The organism is Bacillus cereus group sp. Bce041, from assembly GCF_052646455.1.
Window position 1 is genome coordinate 163,046 of the sequence record NZ_JBQXON010000009.1, and the last position, 16,791, is coordinate 179,836.

A 16,791-nucleotide genomic window follows, 5' to 3' on the forward strand; every position below is an offset into this window, starting at 1 on the left:
GCTCTCACCTTCCATCAAATAGTTCAATTCTATTTATTATTACATTTCTTCTCTTCATAACAAAAGAATGTAGTTACATTACGTAATTTCATTTTTAACTATTTCCTTCTAAAATTTTGAAGTTTTATTATAAAAACTTTGTCTTAAATTTAGCTTAATAAAAAATTGAAAGAAATAAGATTCCTCTTATCTCTTTCAATTTTTTATTACATATACCTTTTTACTCGGCAACTCTAAACAATTTAGCTGACCGCCATACACAGCCCCGCCATCAATCCCAATAATACGATTACTACCAAAATACACTCCGCAATCCTCACTACCATGAAGCGTTTTTGTTTCCGTATGCCCAAATACAACAACCTTTTCACCGCTATATCCATTATGAAATTCATTACGGATCCACATTAATGTATATGGTTCAGATTCAGAAACTCGTTTCATCGGTTCAACCCCAGCATGTACAAATATATACTCTTCTGTTTCAATGTAATGATCTAATTCTTGAATAAACTTTATATGTTCCTCTAATACACGAGAGTGTAAAATCGGTTTTTTGAAGTCTTTCTCATTAACCGCAATATCTTCTTCTACAAATCCATAGCTATATAATGTCTTATCTCCACCATTTCTTTTTACCCAATGGTTCCATGAACGTTCCTCATTTGTCGTTAACGCCTTAATCATCATATCTTCATGATTTCCTTTTAAAATGAGTGCTCCCTCTTTTTTCAATTCTCTTACCTTTTCAATTACAGCACGCGCATTTGGACCACGATCTACATAATCTCCCAGTAAGATTAATTGATCCTGTTTCGCATCATATTGAGCTTCTTCCAATAACTGTTCGAACTTTTCTATCTCTCCATGAATATCACTAATAACAAGAATTCTTTTCATATTATCCCCCCTCTTTCTAATTATAGTTCAAAACGACAGAAAGTTCAGAATTGAAATCCCGCATTAACGGGCAGTAAGCCCCCCCACTGATTACGGTTTCACTTTATTACAAACTAAACTATTATCCTTACAACAATGTAAGTCTCTTGTCATCCAATTCGATAGTTGTAATTACTGTATTTCCTTATACTGAGAGTAAGAAATGAAACAAAAAATAAGGAGAGATGAGAGATGAAAAAAGTAATGGAAGTTGTAGTAGCGGTAGTAGAGGTTTTCGTAAATGGTAAACAAGTCGCAATGGAGTTAAATAAATAATGAAAAGGACAACATTCACTCTAGACCCTTTACTCATATAAAAGAGATAAGACTTCATCATTTCTTTGATCCCTTATCTCCCTATAAAGAAAGCCGTATCCCTTTTAAGGATACGGCTTTCTCTTATTTTTGACTCGTACGAGCTGAAATGCTAATTGCTCTATCTGTTGCTTTGGCAGCTTCATCTAACGCTTCTTTACTATTCTTCCCATCATACATCGCTTCTAATGCTTTTACAACTGCATCTCGTGATTCTGGGAATACACTAATTAAAGCCCCTTGTGTTGCTGGAGATTGCTTCGTCGCTTGCAATTGATCTACTGTTACTTTCAACTGTGGATATTTTTCATATTGCTCTTTTACTAATGGCTCATTATATGCATCTGGATTAATTGAGAAATAACCTGTTGCAGTATGCCATTTTGCTTGTACGTCTGGCTTCGTTAAATATTTCATAAAGTCCCAAGCACCTTGTTGCGTTTCTTCTGAAACCATATTCGTCATCCATAATGATGCTCCACCAATAACAACACCATTTTGTTTCGAATCCTCTGGATACGGAATATATGAAACACCTACATTAAACTTAGATGCATCAATTAAATCACGAACACCTGCTGAAGAATCTAAATACATAGCAACTTGTCCAGACTGGAACGCGGCACGAATATCATCCCAACTTGCTCCATACTTTCCAAGTGCGCCAGCTTTATTTAAATCATCTAACATTCCAAATACTTTCTGTCCTTCTTTACCGTTAAATACCGCCTTCTTTGCAGCATCCTTACGACCGTTTTCGTTATCTACATATAAAGCACCTTGTGTCGCTAACAATTCTTCAAAGAACCAACCGTAGTTAAGCATGGAGAATCCATATTGTTTTACATTTCCGCCTTCTTTAATCGTTAACTTTTTCGCTGCTTCTTGTAATTCCGCATATGTTTTTGGAGCTTTCTCTGGATCTAAGCCCGCCTTTGCGAAAGCATCTTTATTATAAATTAATACTGGTGTAGATGAATTAAATGGCATAGAATACATTTTTCCATCAACTGAATAATAATTTGTAATTGCTTTTTCTAATTTTGACGTATCGTACTTATCTTTTTTTATCCAGCTATCAATTGGTGTGATTTTTTTGCTATCAATCATATATTTCATTGTAATTTCACTCGATTGAACAAGAGCTGGCGCTTCTTTCGTTGCAGACATCGTTCTAAATTTCGTTAAAGACTCTTCATATGTCCCTTGGAACTCTGCCTTTATCTCATATTTATTTTGCGACTTATTATAGTCTGCAACAAGACCATCTAATACTCCTTGTGTTTTTCCACCCATCGCATGCCAGAAGCGAATTACAGTTTTATCACCATTTTTTTCAACTGGTGCTACTTTTGCCTGTGCTTCAGGTTTTCCCTCTGTTTTACTATTTGAACAAGCTGCACTAGATAATGCCATTGTTGCTACCATTAATAGAGCAGCACCTTTTTTAACTAGACTCATTTAAATCTCACCTTCTCTTAGTTATTTAATTGCACCTTTTGTTAATCCTTGTTGTAATTGCTTTTGCCCTAAAAATAGTAAAATCAATGTTGGAATAACGATAACCGTAACACCGGCCATTATGCTTCCCCAATCAGTTGCAACTTCTTGAGACTGAAGCTGCTTTACACCGATTTGCACTGTTCTTACTTTTTCATCAGTGGTCACTAAAAGTGGCCATAAATACATATTCCATGTTGTTAAAAAGCTATATACTCCAAGCGTAATAAAACTCGTTTTACAATACGGTATTACAACGCTGAATAAAAATCTTATATTTCCAATCCCTTCAATAAAAGCAGCTTCTTTCAGTTCATTCGGGAGTGTCATAAAATGTTGACGTAACAAGAAAATACCGAAAGCTGTTGCAAAAAACGGCACTGTCATCCCGGCGAAACTATTGATCCAGCCAAAGTTTTGAATCGTTAAAAAGTTAGGCACCATCGTTGCTTCCCACGGAATAAGCATCGTTGAAATAAACAGGAAGAAAATTAAGTTTCTCCCTTTAAACTGAAGAAAAACAAAAGCATAAGCTGCTAAACTTGATACGATAAGTTGTCCAATCATAACGACTGTCGATACAATTAAACTGTTATATAAGTATGTAAAAAGCGGTACTTTTTGAAAAATATTAATGAAATTATCAAAAGTAAACTGGGTCGGAAATAACCTTCTCATTTGAATATCGTCTGGTGTCATAAAGCTTATTAAAAATGCATACAGTACAGGAAAAAATACCATCACTGCACTAATAATGAGTAGCATGTATAATAGGAAATTTTGTTTCCACTGTTTAACAATCATTTATAATGCACCTTTCTCTCAGCAAACTTAAATTGAAGTAATGTAGCAACGAAAATGAAAACAAATAATACCATCGCTTGTGCACTTGCTGTTCCAAATTGATGATTCACAAACGCCTCTTTGTAAATCGAGTACACAATTAAATTCGTTGCATCATTTGGTCCACCGTGCGTTAAAATATCAATTTGTCCAAAGCTTTGGAACGCACTAATTAATGTTACTGTTACAATAAAGAATAAAGTTGGTGATAGCATCGGTAATGTAACACGGCGAAGCTTATATAAATAACTAGCACCATCTATAGATGCACTCTCATATAAAGACGTATCAATATTTTGTAAACCACCTAATATAACTAAAAATGCAAAACCTGTATTCACCCAAACTGTTGTAACTGATACAGAGAATAGTGCCCAGTCCGGACTCGTTAACCATGCGATTGCAGGAAGGTTCATAGAGGCTAATATATTATTAAATAATCCTACACTTGGATGAAATAAAAATAGCCAAATCACTGCACTAGCAGCTACTGATATTCCCATCGTCGAAGAAAACAGAACTCGGAATAACCCAATACCTCTTACCTTTCCATTTGCAATCAATGCAAGAAACAAAGCAAATATAATACTCGTAGGAACTGTATATAAAACAAATAATAAAGTTGATTTTATACTTTTGTAGAAGGCTGGATCAGAGAATAAATATTGATAATTTTCTAAGCCAACGAAAAGATTAGCTTCTCCATGTATATCGGTTAAATAAAAACTATAATAAATCGTCCTAAACAATGGATAGAACAGAAAAATCGAAAATAGCAAAATAGATGGCGCCAAAAACAATAATCCTATTCTTAAATCTTTCGTTCTCTCCCATAATTTTTTCTTTTTTGACACCTTTGTTTGAACTGGTAACTTACTTACTTCGATCATTATTTCGCCACCACTTTCAACTCTTCTTCAGCTACCACTTTTAAGCGTTCATTCGTGTTTTCGTTAAAGAAGCATAACTTTTCTTGCGAGAATAATAATTTTACTTTGTCACCTTTGTTCAGGAGTAACTGTCCGATAACTTTCGCACTCCAAGTTGTTCCATTTACCGCAAAGTTCAATATAGATTCATTCCCTAATACTTCTACAGATTGCAACGTCACTTCTTGTCCCTCCTCAGACAGTGCAATATGCTCAGGGCGCATGCCTATGCGAATTGTTCCTTCTGGTAATTGCTTTAACTGTCTAATAGATAATGGAATTTGCAATTGTCCTATATGTAATACACCTTTTTCTTTATTTACTTCCCCATCATTTATATTCATAGAAGGAGAACCTATAAAGCTTGCAACAAATTCGTTTGCTGGTTCGTTATATATGTTAAGTGGTGTTCCAACTTGCTGTATACTTCCTTTATTTAAAACCATGATACGATCACCCATAGTCATCGCTTCTATTTGATCGTGGGTAACGTAAATCATCGTAATTCCTAATCGCTGCTGAATTTCTCTAATTTCAATTCTCATTTGCGCACGTAATTTCGCATCCAAATTCGAAAGTGGTTCATCCATTAAACAGATTGGCGCTTGACTCACAATTGCCCTGGCAAGTGCAACACGCTGTCTTTGTCCGCCTGATAATTGGCCTGGTTTCATTTTCACATACTCTTTCAGTCCTACCATTTCAATAGCTTCCATTAATCGCTTTTGTCGCTCTTCTTTTTGTACTTTTCTTACCTTAAGTCCAAATAAAATATTTTCTTCTACAGATAAGTGTGGATATAATGCATAATTTTGAAATACCATTGATAGATTACGGTCTTTCGGCTCTAGATCATTTGCAACACGTTCATTAATAATTAAATCTCCTGAAGAAATCTCTTCTAAGCCAGCGATCATTCGTAATAATGTGCTTTTCCCGCATCCCGAAGGTCCAACTAAAACAAAAAATTCACCCTTCTTAATATGAACCGATACGCCTTTAACCGCTGTCTCTTCTGCATTTTTATATACCTTTGAAACATTTTTCAATTCAATCACAAGGTTGCACTCCTTTTTTCTTCTTGTATCCATACTTCATAATGACTTGTTGAAATCGCACTTGCTCCTGCACGAATTGCAATTTCCGCATCTTCTCGCGTTTGAATCAGCCCTCCTGCAATAATAGGAAACTCTATTTCCTCTACTAGCTGCTTAATAATAGAAGGCATAATCCCCGGCATAATCTCTACTGCATTTGGTTTAGTCGTTTTACAATTTTCAATTGATTTAGTAAGAGATAAAGTATCTACAATAAAAATACGTTGAATTGTTTTCAATCCAATTTTATTAGCATTTCGAATTGTTGAACCCTTTGTTGAAATAATACCTTGTGCCCCGATAACATCTTGAATATACAAAAGCGCTTCCTCTGTATTCGTATTTAAGCCTTGTATAAAATCACAATGAAGAAATACATCATGTCCATGTTTCTGCAATTCATATACACGCTCTGGTAATTCCAGCATTGAACCAGTCATAAGAAAAACTGTTTTCGGCAATTTTTTGTATGCTTTGTATCCTTTCCAATCCTTTATCATCGCAATATAAGGTTCTTTAAACATTTATTCCACCTAACTGTTCTATTTTTATCCAAACTAAAAACACCTACTTACATAGAACGCCTTTCTCCTTATTTGAACTCTAGGGAATAGAGCACACCTAAGAAAGTGGCACATTATATGTAAGTGGGTGTTCTCAAATGTTCTCTACCCTAGTTATTTTGTTACCTTTACTATATTACGCATTTATTAAGTCAGTTTTGATAGATTGTTAATTAGGTGTTAATCGAATGTTAATATTCACCATATCATTATTTACATTAATCTAGATATTAAAATATAAATAGAACGAAACAATACTTAAAATTCAATCAATATGTAAATTCATTCCATAGTTAATGATTTTTAGTTTGCTTGCCACTGCTTGCAAACTAAAGTTATCCCAAGCAGTACTATAAAGTGGAATGCGCCTTTTCTCTTGTATTGATATGGCCCAGGCTGTAACAACATCAGTACCATATCCGTTCCCTTGAAACTCCGCTAAAGTTTCCACACTTGCCTCAGCAGCTACGGGCGTACTTCTGGCACTGCAACAAACAGAAACTACTTTTTCATTTTTTACAATTGCCAAATAAGGTTGCCTCCTTATTTACTCCATTTACCATCCATTCATAATCTATTTTTCATGTTCAAAATAAAAATCCCATTCAAATACACATTACTGAATCCATCATACTAACTGATTTCTTCATTCTGTCTATCTAAATGGGATTATTTTTCGTTTTTTACTCTACTGGTTGTTGTGGCTGTACTACTTCATTCGCTCCAGCTACCCTCAACATATTTACAATATCTTTAAAACCTCTTTTTTCAGCGTATTGCAGTGGCGTCAGATGTTCCTTGTTAGCCATGTTTACATCTGCACCGTGATCAATAAGTAATTGAATTACTTTCTTATGGTTTTCACTACCATTTCCTAATACAATTGCTTCTAATAACGCTGTTCCACCACGTTCATTTTTATAATTCACATCAATATCTGTATGCTCTAATAATTCTTTAACAACCTCTACATGGCCACGCTCAGATGCAGAAATAAGTGCTGTCCCACCTGACCTAGTCGTTTCTTTCGTATTAACTCCTGCATTAATTAATACTTTTACAATATCCGTATATCCTTCTCTACTTGCATAAAGAAGTGGATTACTTTTTTTCTCATCTTTAATTTCAATATTAGCACCTGCACCAATTAATGCTTTAACTGTCTCTACATGATTTTGGTACGTCGCTGCAAGGACAGGCGTTTCTCCGTTGTCACCTTCTACGTTTATATTCGCTCCATCCTGAATCAACTTCATAGCTGTCTCTGTGTCTCCAAGAGTAGCTGAAAGTAACAACTGTTTGTCCATTAAATTTATACTTTTCTCTTCTTTAGATTCTTCCTGTTCTTTATGCTTCTCTTTTTTCTTCTCATTTTTCACATGAACCGGTTTCGATTCTGGTTCTTCTTGCTTATCGCAAGCCACTACCGTCATTAAAAGTCCTAATAAAATACATAATAAAATTTTTTGTTTTCTCACAACTACAGCTCCTATGAAAGATAATGTTTTCTTAACCATTCCTCCATCACATACAATAACTCTTCTTGAGTACATTTATCCATAAGCCCTTTAGATTCCTTCTTTAATCGGATTATCTTAAGCTTATACTATGTTTCTCAACCTATTGAAATGATACGCCTGATGGCCCCATCATTAACATTATGAAGCAATTAGTTTAGCACGTTTTTACCGCATTTGTATACATTTCTAAAAAGTACATAAATGATTGCTTTAGGTTACTATATTCCATTGTAACCGTTCTGCTAAAAATTTTACACCTTTTCTATATTTGCACCTGAGTAATAATAGAAAAAGACAACTACATAGTTGTCTTTTTCTATTAATGATGTCCACCATGATTTCCTGCTTTCGGTTTCCCCATCATCTCTTTATTCATTTCCCATTTATGCTCTGCTAGCTCTTTATACGAAAGAACTTTCCCCTTATAGTTAGATACAAAGCTCTCTGCATCTTTTTTATTTTTAAATGAAATGACATTATAAGCCATCGGTGTCGTTATTGTTTTATCATATACGTAAGTAGCGTCTTCTAACGAAATCCAATCTTTCGAATCATAATCTCGGACAAATTTCTCTTTCGTCTTTTCATCTGAGTTGATCTCCATCCATTTATACATACAACCGATATCATCAAACTTTAACGCTTTTCCATTTTCTAAAATAATTTCTGTTGCAAATTGATTATCTGTTACCCCAATTTGGCAAATATCACATTTATCATGTTTCTCATCAATGGCAACAGCTGCTGTTTCCTTTTTCCCACACCCGACTACCGTAAATACGAAACATAAACATATAGCAAGTACGACATATTTTACTTTCATCAATATTCCTCCCTAGAAACCGTATACTCCACGAAAAGAATACCAAAAGGTTGTGTGAGATTTGTGAAAAAACAATGTGCTTTTTGTAATATAGGAAACAAAAAAAGATGTGTAGTTATTTCTACACATCTCTCATCACTCGCAACCTGTAATTAACAAATCATCTTCTAATTTAACTAATAATGTATCCGCACTAATTTCCTGTCCAACTTCTACATTTACCAATCTTATATTTCCACTAATCCCGACTGCAATTTTTTTAAGCTCACCGTCATTTTTTCGGATCATCAGTAATTTTTCCCATTCATATACGTAAGAAGATTCATTAATAAAAATCTCCTCTACTTTTCCTTCATAAGAGCTATAAATCTCTTCAATTCTCGTTTTCATATAACATCTACTCCCTATTTCACACTTCACTATTTTCATCTTATTCTACCATTCTTACGAGAAGCAGCTTACTTTTTAAAAATTCAAATTAACTACCGTGAACAAAATGAACAAAATAAAAATTATGCTTCTAATGATGTTATTTTTCAAATTATTTACCATTTGAATAGATGCTTTTATTATAAATAAAAAACCTTTTTCTGAATTTTTATTCTATTTTGAAAGCGCAATCATTCTTTTGAGGGGGAAATTACATGTTAGCACTACTTGGATTTGCGATGGTATTTGTCTTTATGTTTTTAATTATGACGAAACGTATGTCAGCGCTAGTAGCATTAATATTAATTCCGAGTGTTTTTGCATTAATTGGCGGATTCTATGCCGATATGGGACCTATGATGTTAGAGGGGATCCAAAAATTAGCACCTACTGGTATTATGCTTATGTTCGCTATTTTATATTTTGGGATTATGATTGATAGCGGTTTATTCGATCCTGTCATTAGTAAGATTTTAAAATTTGTAAAAGGAGATCCTTTAAAAATCGTTGTCGGAACGGCTATATTAACTATTATCGTTTCTCTAGATGGTGATGGTACAACAACATACATGATTACAGTTTCCGCAATGTATCCACTATATAAGCGCCTTGGAATGAACCCCCTCATATTAGCTGGAGTTGTTATGTTAGGGGCAGGGGTAACAAATCTTACACCTTGGGGTGGACCCACAGCTCGTGTTATGAGCGCACTTGGGCTTGAGGCTTCCGAATTATTTACACCTCTTATTCCAGGAATGATTGCTGGTGCAATTTGGGTTGTTTTCGTTGCCTACTATCTTGGAAAAAAAGAAAGAAAACGTTTAGGAATTATGGATGTACAGTATTTAAAACAAATGCAAACAATGGATGAGCAAGCTGCAACTGTCGAAGCAGCAGTGCATAAACGCCCTAAACTTCTATGGATTAACTTTTTATTAACCGCCACATTACTTGTCTGTCTCATACTAGAAGTTATGCCATTACCTGTTTTATTTACAGTCGCTTTTGCTATCGCTGTTATGATTAACTATCCAAACTTAGAGCAACAGAAAGAACGTATTGCTTCTCATGCTGGGAATGTATTAGCAGTTGTTTCTCTCGTATTTGCTGCCGGTATTTTCACTGGTATTTTATCTGGAACAAAAATGGTAGATGCAATGGCTAACAGTGTAGTAACTCTTATACCAGATGCACTTGGACCACAATTGCCAATTATTACAGCACTTCTCAGTATGCCATTCACATTTTTCATGTCTAATGATGCATTTTACTTCGGGGTATTACCTATTTTGACGAAAGCTGCTGCTACTTACGGAATTAGTGCAGCTGAAATGGGACGTGCTTCCTTACTTGGGCAACCCGTTCACTTATTAAGTCCTCTTGTCGCTTCCACTTATTTATTGGTCGGAATGGCAAAAGTTGATTTCGGTGAACATCAACGCTTCACTTTATTGTGGGCCGTTGGAACGACAATGGTTATGTTAATTACCGGAATTGTAATTGGGATTATTCCAATATAAGATGCAAAAAAACAGTAGAAGGAATAAAATCCTCTACTGTTTTTTATTATGAAGAAACAAGAAAATAACGTCTCTCGGGTCTCCCAACACTTCCATATATTAGCTCTGCGTGGACTTTCTTCCCAGATATCAAATACTCTAAATAACGCCTTGCAGTTGATCGGCTTACGCCTACCATTGAACTTAGCACCTCTGCTGTAATCCCTTCTTCATTAACTGTTAACATATGCTTTTTTATTTTCGCTAAAGTTAAAGGATCTATCCCTTTCGGGGCATATTCTATTTGATCTCCCTTCACCCCTCTTTGAGACCATAAATATTCAATTTGCTCCGTAGATAATTGATTATTTTTCTTTAACTGTATAATCTTTTTTTGATAGCCTTCCAGACTTGCTTTAAATCGGTCAAACATTAGTGGCTTTACGATATAATCTGTTACTCCGCCCCGCAGGGCGTGCCTCACTACATCTGTTTCCGATGCCGCTGTAATCATAATAATATCTGTATCGTGCAAATGATGCCTAATATATGTGACAAGTTCCGTTCCTTGCATATCAGGTAAGTACACATCTAATAAAACAAGCTGTGGCTTCACAAGCTCTAGCCATTCTTTCGCTTGTTCTCCAGTCGTTGCCGTTCCAATTACTTTAAATCCCTCAATTTTCTCAGTAAAACGACGATGAATGTCAGCAATCCGAATATCATCTTCTACAATTAATACTTCAATCTCCTCACCCATTACTATTCGCCTCTCTCTTTCGGTAGTGCAATAATAAATAACGCACCACCTAAATCCCCTTTTTCAATTGCAATACTTCCATTTAAATCTTCTACTAACTCTTTCACTTTTGCTAATCCATATCCTCGCTCTCCTCCTTCTTTCGTCGAAAAGCCTTTATAGAATATGCTAGTAATTATTTCATCATGAATCCCTTGCCCTGAATCTTCCACTTCAATTAATATTTCTTCTCCAATATCAGTTACAAACATCCTTACTTTCTTATCATTCTCTTCATTTTTTTCAATTGCTTCAAATGCATTCGTAATTAAATTTCCTAAAATAGAAACGACATAATTACTCTCAATATGTGGACTTAATTTTTCTAAACCACTTTCTCTATCTAGCATAAAATCAATCTTCAACTCTCGTGCTCTATTATAAAATCCAATTAAAATTCCACCTAGCCATGGATTTTGAATCCGCTTCATAATAAATTGAACAAAATCTTGATATACCGCTGTTTCCTTATGAATAAGCTCTAAAGCATCTTCGTATGATTCTAATTGAATAAGACCTGAAAGCGTATACAATAAATTATTATATTCGTGCGCTTGCGCTCGTAATGCCTCTGTATATTGCTTCGTCTGAGATAATTCTGCTGTTAACTGATCCATTTCAGATTTCAAACGTAAGCTCGATACAACGCCAGTTACTTTATTCTTTACTTTAATAGGTAGACGGTTCGCAATAACAGCCTGTCCTTTTATATTTAATTGGCGATCAAACTGTTCTTCACCAGTTTGAAGTACATCTAGTATCGTTGAATTAGGAATTACATTTAAAATAAATTCCCCAATAATATTTTGTTGTTTATCTAGCGAAAGAATATCATAAGCTGCTTGATTGACTAAACTAATCATGCCATTTTTATCGATTACAATAATCCCTTCACGTACAGATTGAATCACTGTACTATGCTCTTCATATAAAGATGAAATTTCTTCTGGTTCCATCCCGAACATCATTCTTTTTATACTTGCCGCTAAATATATAGAGCCGATTACTCCAATTAATAGCCCTATTATTGTAATCCAAAATACACGCTTTCCATACACTTCTACCGCTCCATGAATATCAGCCATTGAAAATCCAACAGACACCACACCAATGATTTCATTTTCCTGATTACGGATTGGAACCTTTCCGCGTAATGAAGGGCCTAATGATCCAGTTGCTTTCGAAACATATGATTTTCCTTCTAATAAAACGCCTTTATTATCTCCGCCAACCATTTTTTCTCCTATTTTATCTCGCTCAGGATGCGCATAACGAATCCCCTCTTTGTTTCCAACTACAATGAAGTCAGCCTCTGTATCCATTCGAATTTTTTCTGCGATTGGCTGAATAATAGAAGCTGGATTTTCTTTTTGAAAAGCTTCCTGAATTTCTGGTATCGCGGCAACTGTTTTCGCAACATGCAAAGCCCGTTTCCCAATTTGCTCTTCTACCGTTTCAGATAATATGTAATAAAATAAATAACTCGTTAGCAGAAGTACCACTAAAATAAGTGTACTAATAGTTAATGTAATTCTCGGTTGGAGTTTTAATTTTTTTAATTTCAAAACCATTCCCCTAACATGATTAAAGATAGAATTTAAAGAATATACAGTCTCTTTAATTATACTTAATCATAACACGGTTACTCTATATTTCTTTCTTTTTCTCTTCATAAAAAAAGAAACGAAGTAAAATTATTACCTCGTTTCTTAATATTTGTTATTACACTTTAAACTTACTAATCATCTCTTGTAATTCTTCTGCCATTTGTGATAAATGGACTGCTGCTGCATTTATTTCATCTACTGAAGCTAATTGTTCTTCTGAAGAACCAGCAATATTTTGAACGCTTGCTGCATTTTCTTCAATTGTAGCTGCAATTTCATTAATAGATGCACTTACTTGTTTTGCATCTACCGTCATTTGTTTTGCTACATCTACCATGCTATCAATTTGTACAACTGTATCATTTGTAGACTTCAATATTTCGGCAAAGCTTTGCTTCGTTTCATTTGCAACTACAAGTCCTGATTGTACTTCTGCTCCAACTTGATTCATAGAGCTTACTGTTTCTTTTATATCAAATTGAATCTCTTTCACTAGTTTCCCAATTTCCGTAGAAGACTGTCCTGATTGTTCTGCTAGCTTTCGCACTTCATCTGCTACAATTGCAAATCCTCTTCCTTGCTCTCCAGCTCTCGCAGCCTCAATTGCCGCATTTAACGCTAATAAATTTGTCTGTTCTGCAATATGTTGAATCACTTCAAGGATTGCTCCAATTTGTTTCGACTTATCGTCTAACAAACCAATGATTTTGTCTGACTGTGAAACAGACTCATGAATTAATTGCATTTGATTCACAGTTTGTTCAACTAACTTCCCACCATTTTCAGCTTTTTTCTTCGTATACATAGAGGCTGTAGATACTAATGAAGAACTATCTGCAACACGCTGAATTCCTTCTGTAACTTCTTCTAACAATGTTGCTCCTTCTTCAACTTCTTTCGTTTGTATTTCTGCACCACTTGATACTTGCTCTATCGCCTGTGTAATTTGTTCCGTTGCTTCGCTTGTCTGCTTCATACTAGCTGTTAATTCTTCTGAAGATGCCGCTACATGACTTGCTGAAGTGTTTATATTGGAAATGACACTTTGTAACGATGCAGCCATCTCGTTAAAACTTTCTCCTAGCTGTCCAATTTCATCTTTAGAATGAACTGTAATTGATTCTGTTAAATCACCTTCACTAATCTTCTTCGATGATATGACAAGTTGTTTTAACGGTTTAATAATAGACTCAATTATGAAGTAAATTACAATCCCACCGATTATTAGTGAAATTCCAAGAACAGTTACTGTTTTATAGAAAATAGGTTCAGCCGCTTCGATAATTTCTTTGGAAGGCATAATTCCTGCTATTTTCCACCCAGTTTTCTTATTCGTTTTAAAAGTGATATTGCGATCTTCACCATCTAATGAATAATGAAAATCCCCAGCTTCCTGTTTATACAATTCTTTACTAAGTTTCTCTTCTAATTTCTCTCCTGGCTTCATTTTCGGGTGCGCTACTACATTTTTATCTTGATCAAATATCGCTACATATCCTTCCTTACCAATATTAACCATCTTGGAAGTAGTAACAATATTATTAATGATTAAGTCAATCCCAAGAACTCCACTTTTATCCTCGTTTTGTTTTGCTAGTGTAATAACAATATTCCCTGTCGTTTTTGACTTATATGGAGCAGTTACAATTACCTCTCCACTTTTCTTCACGGCCTCTTTATACCAATCTCTTTCTGTAGGATTATATCCATCTGGCATCTGAATAGCTGGTGATTGAATGAACTGTCCATTACTAGATCCTGTATAGATTGCTTCCATTTCTGGATGCAGTTTATTGTATTCTTCTAGTTTATTTTGTATGTTTTGAATTTGATCTGCTTGGTAACTTGATTGTGTGAATAATTTCGTAAAATAAGTTGCATCTACTTTTTTACTATCCAATTCTTTATTAATTACATTATCCAAAATTTTTATATTATCTTTCGCCGAGTTTAAAATCGTTTCATTAAAATTCGTCTTCGCCTGTTGATAAGACGTCCAACCAATTACAATACTTGGAAGAACTAAAATAATAATAAATGATACAAGTAACTTTGTTTTTAAACTACTACTCCTTAATTTCCCTTGAAACATACTTCTACCCCTCCATACCGTTTTAAATGTAATTAATTAACATTTAATCTTTCTATAAAAATAATACGATTTAAATGTATCGATGAGACTCTCTATCTTTTTCTACATCATAAAGAATTGATACATATCTTTTTCATTCTATATAAATTAAATAATTAAAACAATGTATAAAAATGTATATTATTCGAAATATTATAATTCACAGAAGAACCTCTAGTATTTCACTTACTAGAGGTTCTTTCCACCTTATTATTCTTTATCTTTTTCTACTTCTTTTTTCTTATCTTCTACTACAGATACAACAGGTTTATCACTTGATAATTGTTGCACTGCTCCTTTTCCTGCAAATCCTTCTAATAGCTCTTTTAAGTCAATTCCAGAAGAAGCCTTTAACGTTTCTTGCATCGTTGCCATTAAATCAGTCGCATAGCCCGCAACTTTTCCGGCCCCGCTATTTTTACCACCGCCGCCTGTATCGACAACTGTGATTTTATCAATATTACTAAGCGGACTTGCAACTTCCTTCGCATAACTTGGAAGCATTTTAAGAACCATATCCATAATTGCCGCTTGACCATATAATTCAAATGCTTCAGCAATTTTTTGTTTCGCTTCTGCTTCTGCTAAACCTTTTAATCTAATAACATCTGCTTCTGCTGTACCTTGCGCTTTTTGTACTTCCGCTTTCGCTTGACCTTGCGCTTTTTCGATTTCCGCCTTCGCTAAACCTTCCACACGTACTTCTTCCGCACGAGCTCTCGCTTCAGCTTCAATCTTATATTGATCCGCATCTGCCTTTTTAATTTGTTTTACTTTTTCTGCTTCTGCTGATTGCTCAACAGCATAACGATCTGCATCTGCTTTTTTCTTAACTTCTGCATCGTATTGCTTTTCACGACGCGCAATCTCTTTTTCTTCTAACTCGATTTGCTTTTCACGCTCAATGATTTTAACGCGCATTTGCTCTTCTGTAACACCTTGTTGTGCTTTCGCTTGTTGTAATTCGTAAGAAAGATCCGCATCTGCACGTGCTTGCTCTTGTTCTCTCTTATAGGACTGTACTTTTAATTCTTTATGTTTTTCAGCTTCAGCGATTTGTGCATCACGTTGATATTCTGCTTCTTTTGCCTCTTTTTCAGCACGTGCTTTTTCAATACGTGCTTCTTTTTCACGCTCTGCATTTGCAATTGTTGCATCACGCTTAACTGTCGCAATTTGCGGCTGACCAAGCGCATCTAAGTATCCGTTTTTATCCATTATTTCTTTAATTGTGAAAGAAACAATGCGAAGTCCCATCTTCTTTAAATCTGTAGAAGCTACTTCATGTACCTTTTGAGCAAATTGCTCTCTATTACTATACGCATCCTCTACTGTCATAGAAGATAAGATTGCACGTAAGTGACCTTCTAAAACCTCTTTTGCTTCTACTTTTAACTCTTCTGTTTCTTTTCCTAAATATTGCTCAGCTGCAGTAGATACTTCTTCAATTGTAGAACCTACTTTAATAATAGAAACACCATTTACTGTAACTGGAACACCTTGCTTCGTATACGTATCACGTGTACCAACTTCTAATTTGTAGTTTAATAGGCTTAAAGGCTCTGCTCTTTGCATAATTGGAACTACGAAAGTACCGCCCCCGCGGATAATCTTAATCTTCTTTCCATCATCAGTGGTAACAACATTCTTTCCTCCACCAAGCCAGTTCCCTGTAACAATTAACGCTTCATCTGGACCAACCGTACGATACTTCGTAATGAATACTAAAATGAGTAGAATTAAAATTGCCAGTAAAACTCCACCGATAATTAATGGAATCGTCATGTAAATTCCCCC

General features: G+C 34.9%; 14 protein-coding genes and 2 pseudogenes. 1 reads left to right on the plus strand and 15 read right to left on the minus strand.

Translation table 11 applies throughout. The annotated features are described in order from the left end of the window. Positions 1-195 precede the first annotated feature (195 nt). The 10 genes and pseudogenes from ACUN13_RS23540 to ACUN13_RS23585 all read right to left on the minus strand — a co-directional run bounded on the left by ACUN13_RS23540 (position 196) and on the right by ACUN13_RS23585 (position 8,919). Positions 196-900: a metallophosphoesterase family protein gene (locus tag ACUN13_RS23540; protein ID WP_000821974.1), complete on the minus strand. Its 705-nt coding sequence runs from the start codon at positions 898-900 to the stop codon at positions 196-198. Positions 901-1,338: 438 nt separating this feature from the next. After that, on the minus strand, positions 1,339-2,715 hold the full coding sequence (locus ACUN13_RS23545; RefSeq protein ID WP_088345238.1) for an ABC transporter substrate-binding protein: 1,377 nt from the start codon (positions 2,713-2,715) through the stop codon (positions 1,339-1,341). 21 nt (positions 2,716-2,736) lie between these two features. After that, positions 2,737-3,558, minus strand: coding sequence for a carbohydrate ABC transporter permease (locus ACUN13_RS23550; protein WP_088345236.1), 822 nt, complete (start codon positions 3,556-3,558; stop codon positions 2,737-2,739). Then, positions 3,555-4,487: a carbohydrate ABC transporter permease gene (locus ACUN13_RS23555; protein ID WP_000573797.1), complete on the minus strand. Its 933-nt coding sequence runs from the start codon at positions 4,485-4,487 to the stop codon at positions 3,555-3,557. Before ACUN13_RS23555 ends, ACUN13_RS23550 begins: the two co-directional genes overlap by 4 nt. Beyond that, positions 4,487-5,584 carry an ABC transporter ATP-binding protein gene (locus ACUN13_RS23560; RefSeq protein WP_000571390.1) on the minus strand — a complete coding sequence of 366 codons (1,098 nt, stop codon included), beginning with the start codon at positions 5,582-5,584 and terminating at the stop codon, positions 4,487-4,489. Before ACUN13_RS23560 ends, ACUN13_RS23555 begins: the two co-directional genes overlap by 1 nt. Continuing rightward, complete coding sequence (locus tag ACUN13_RS23565) at positions 5,581-6,147, minus strand: glycerol-3-phosphate responsive antiterminator (RefSeq protein ID WP_000472003.1); 567 nt, start codon at positions 6,145-6,147, stop codon at positions 5,581-5,583. Before ACUN13_RS23565 ends, ACUN13_RS23560 begins: the two co-directional genes overlap by 4 nt. Before the next feature lie 304 nt (positions 6,148-6,451). Next, positions 6,452-6,727 (minus strand): annotated as a pseudogene (locus ACUN13_RS23570) (GNAT family N-acetyltransferase); the annotation flags it as partial. 142 nt (positions 6,728-6,869) lie between these two features. Then, a complete protein-coding gene (locus ACUN13_RS23575; protein ID WP_000287336.1) occupies positions 6,870-7,739 on the minus strand; it encodes an ankyrin repeat domain-containing protein in 870 nt (289 codons plus the stop codon). A gap of 286 nt (positions 7,740-8,025) precedes the next feature. Beyond that, a complete protein-coding gene (locus ACUN13_RS23580) occupies positions 8,026-8,529 on the minus strand; it encodes a nitrous oxide reductase accessory protein NosL (RefSeq protein ID WP_000865665.1) in 504 nt (167 codons plus the stop codon). Positions 8,530-8,664: 135 nt separating this feature from the next. Next, positions 8,665-8,919 carry a hypothetical protein gene (locus ACUN13_RS23585; protein WP_000857376.1) on the minus strand — a complete coding sequence of 85 codons (255 nt, stop codon included), beginning with the start codon at positions 8,917-8,919 and terminating at the stop codon, positions 8,665-8,667. 254 nt (positions 8,920-9,173) lie between these two features. Here ACUN13_RS23585 and ACUN13_RS23590 point away from each other — a divergent pair, with 254 nt between their 5' ends. Next, positions 9,174-10,478 carry a CitMHS family transporter gene (locus ACUN13_RS23590; RefSeq protein WP_000880464.1) on the plus strand — a complete coding sequence of 435 codons (1,305 nt, stop codon included), beginning with the start codon at positions 9,174-9,176 and terminating at the stop codon, positions 10,476-10,478. Positions 10,479-10,524: 46 nt separating this feature from the next. On the opposite strand, the gene ACUN13_RS23595 is transcribed toward ACUN13_RS23590, so the two are convergent. From ACUN13_RS23595 to ACUN13_RS23615, 5 genes and pseudogenes are all read right to left on the minus strand, one after another. Continuing rightward, the gene (locus ACUN13_RS23595; RefSeq protein ID WP_000503461.1) at positions 10,525-11,217 is read right to left on the minus strand and encodes a response regulator; all 693 of its coding nucleotides are present in this window, start codon (positions 11,215-11,217) and stop codon (positions 10,525-10,527) included. A 2-nt stretch (positions 11,218-11,219) separates the two neighbouring features. Then, the gene (locus tag ACUN13_RS23600) at positions 11,220-12,827 is read right to left on the minus strand and encodes an ATP-binding protein (RefSeq protein WP_002025277.1); all 1,608 of its coding nucleotides are present in this window, start codon (positions 12,825-12,827) and stop codon (positions 11,220-11,222) included. Positions 12,828-12,978: 151 nt separating this feature from the next. Continuing rightward, entirely contained in the window at positions 12,979-13,926 is a 948-nt protein-coding gene (locus ACUN13_RS23605; protein ID WP_370445030.1) for a methyl-accepting chemotaxis protein, read from the minus strand. Beyond that, positions 13,921-14,955: pseudogene (locus tag ACUN13_RS23610) on the minus strand (HAMP domain-containing protein); the annotation flags it as partial. The gene ACUN13_RS23605 and the pseudogene ACUN13_RS23610, both read right to left, overlap by 6 nt. Before the next feature lie 249 nt (positions 14,956-15,204). Beyond that, entirely contained in the window at positions 15,205-16,779 is a 1,575-nt protein-coding gene (locus ACUN13_RS23615) for a flotillin family protein (protein WP_000155021.1), read from the minus strand. Between the last annotated feature and the right edge of the window lie 12 nt (positions 16,780-16,791).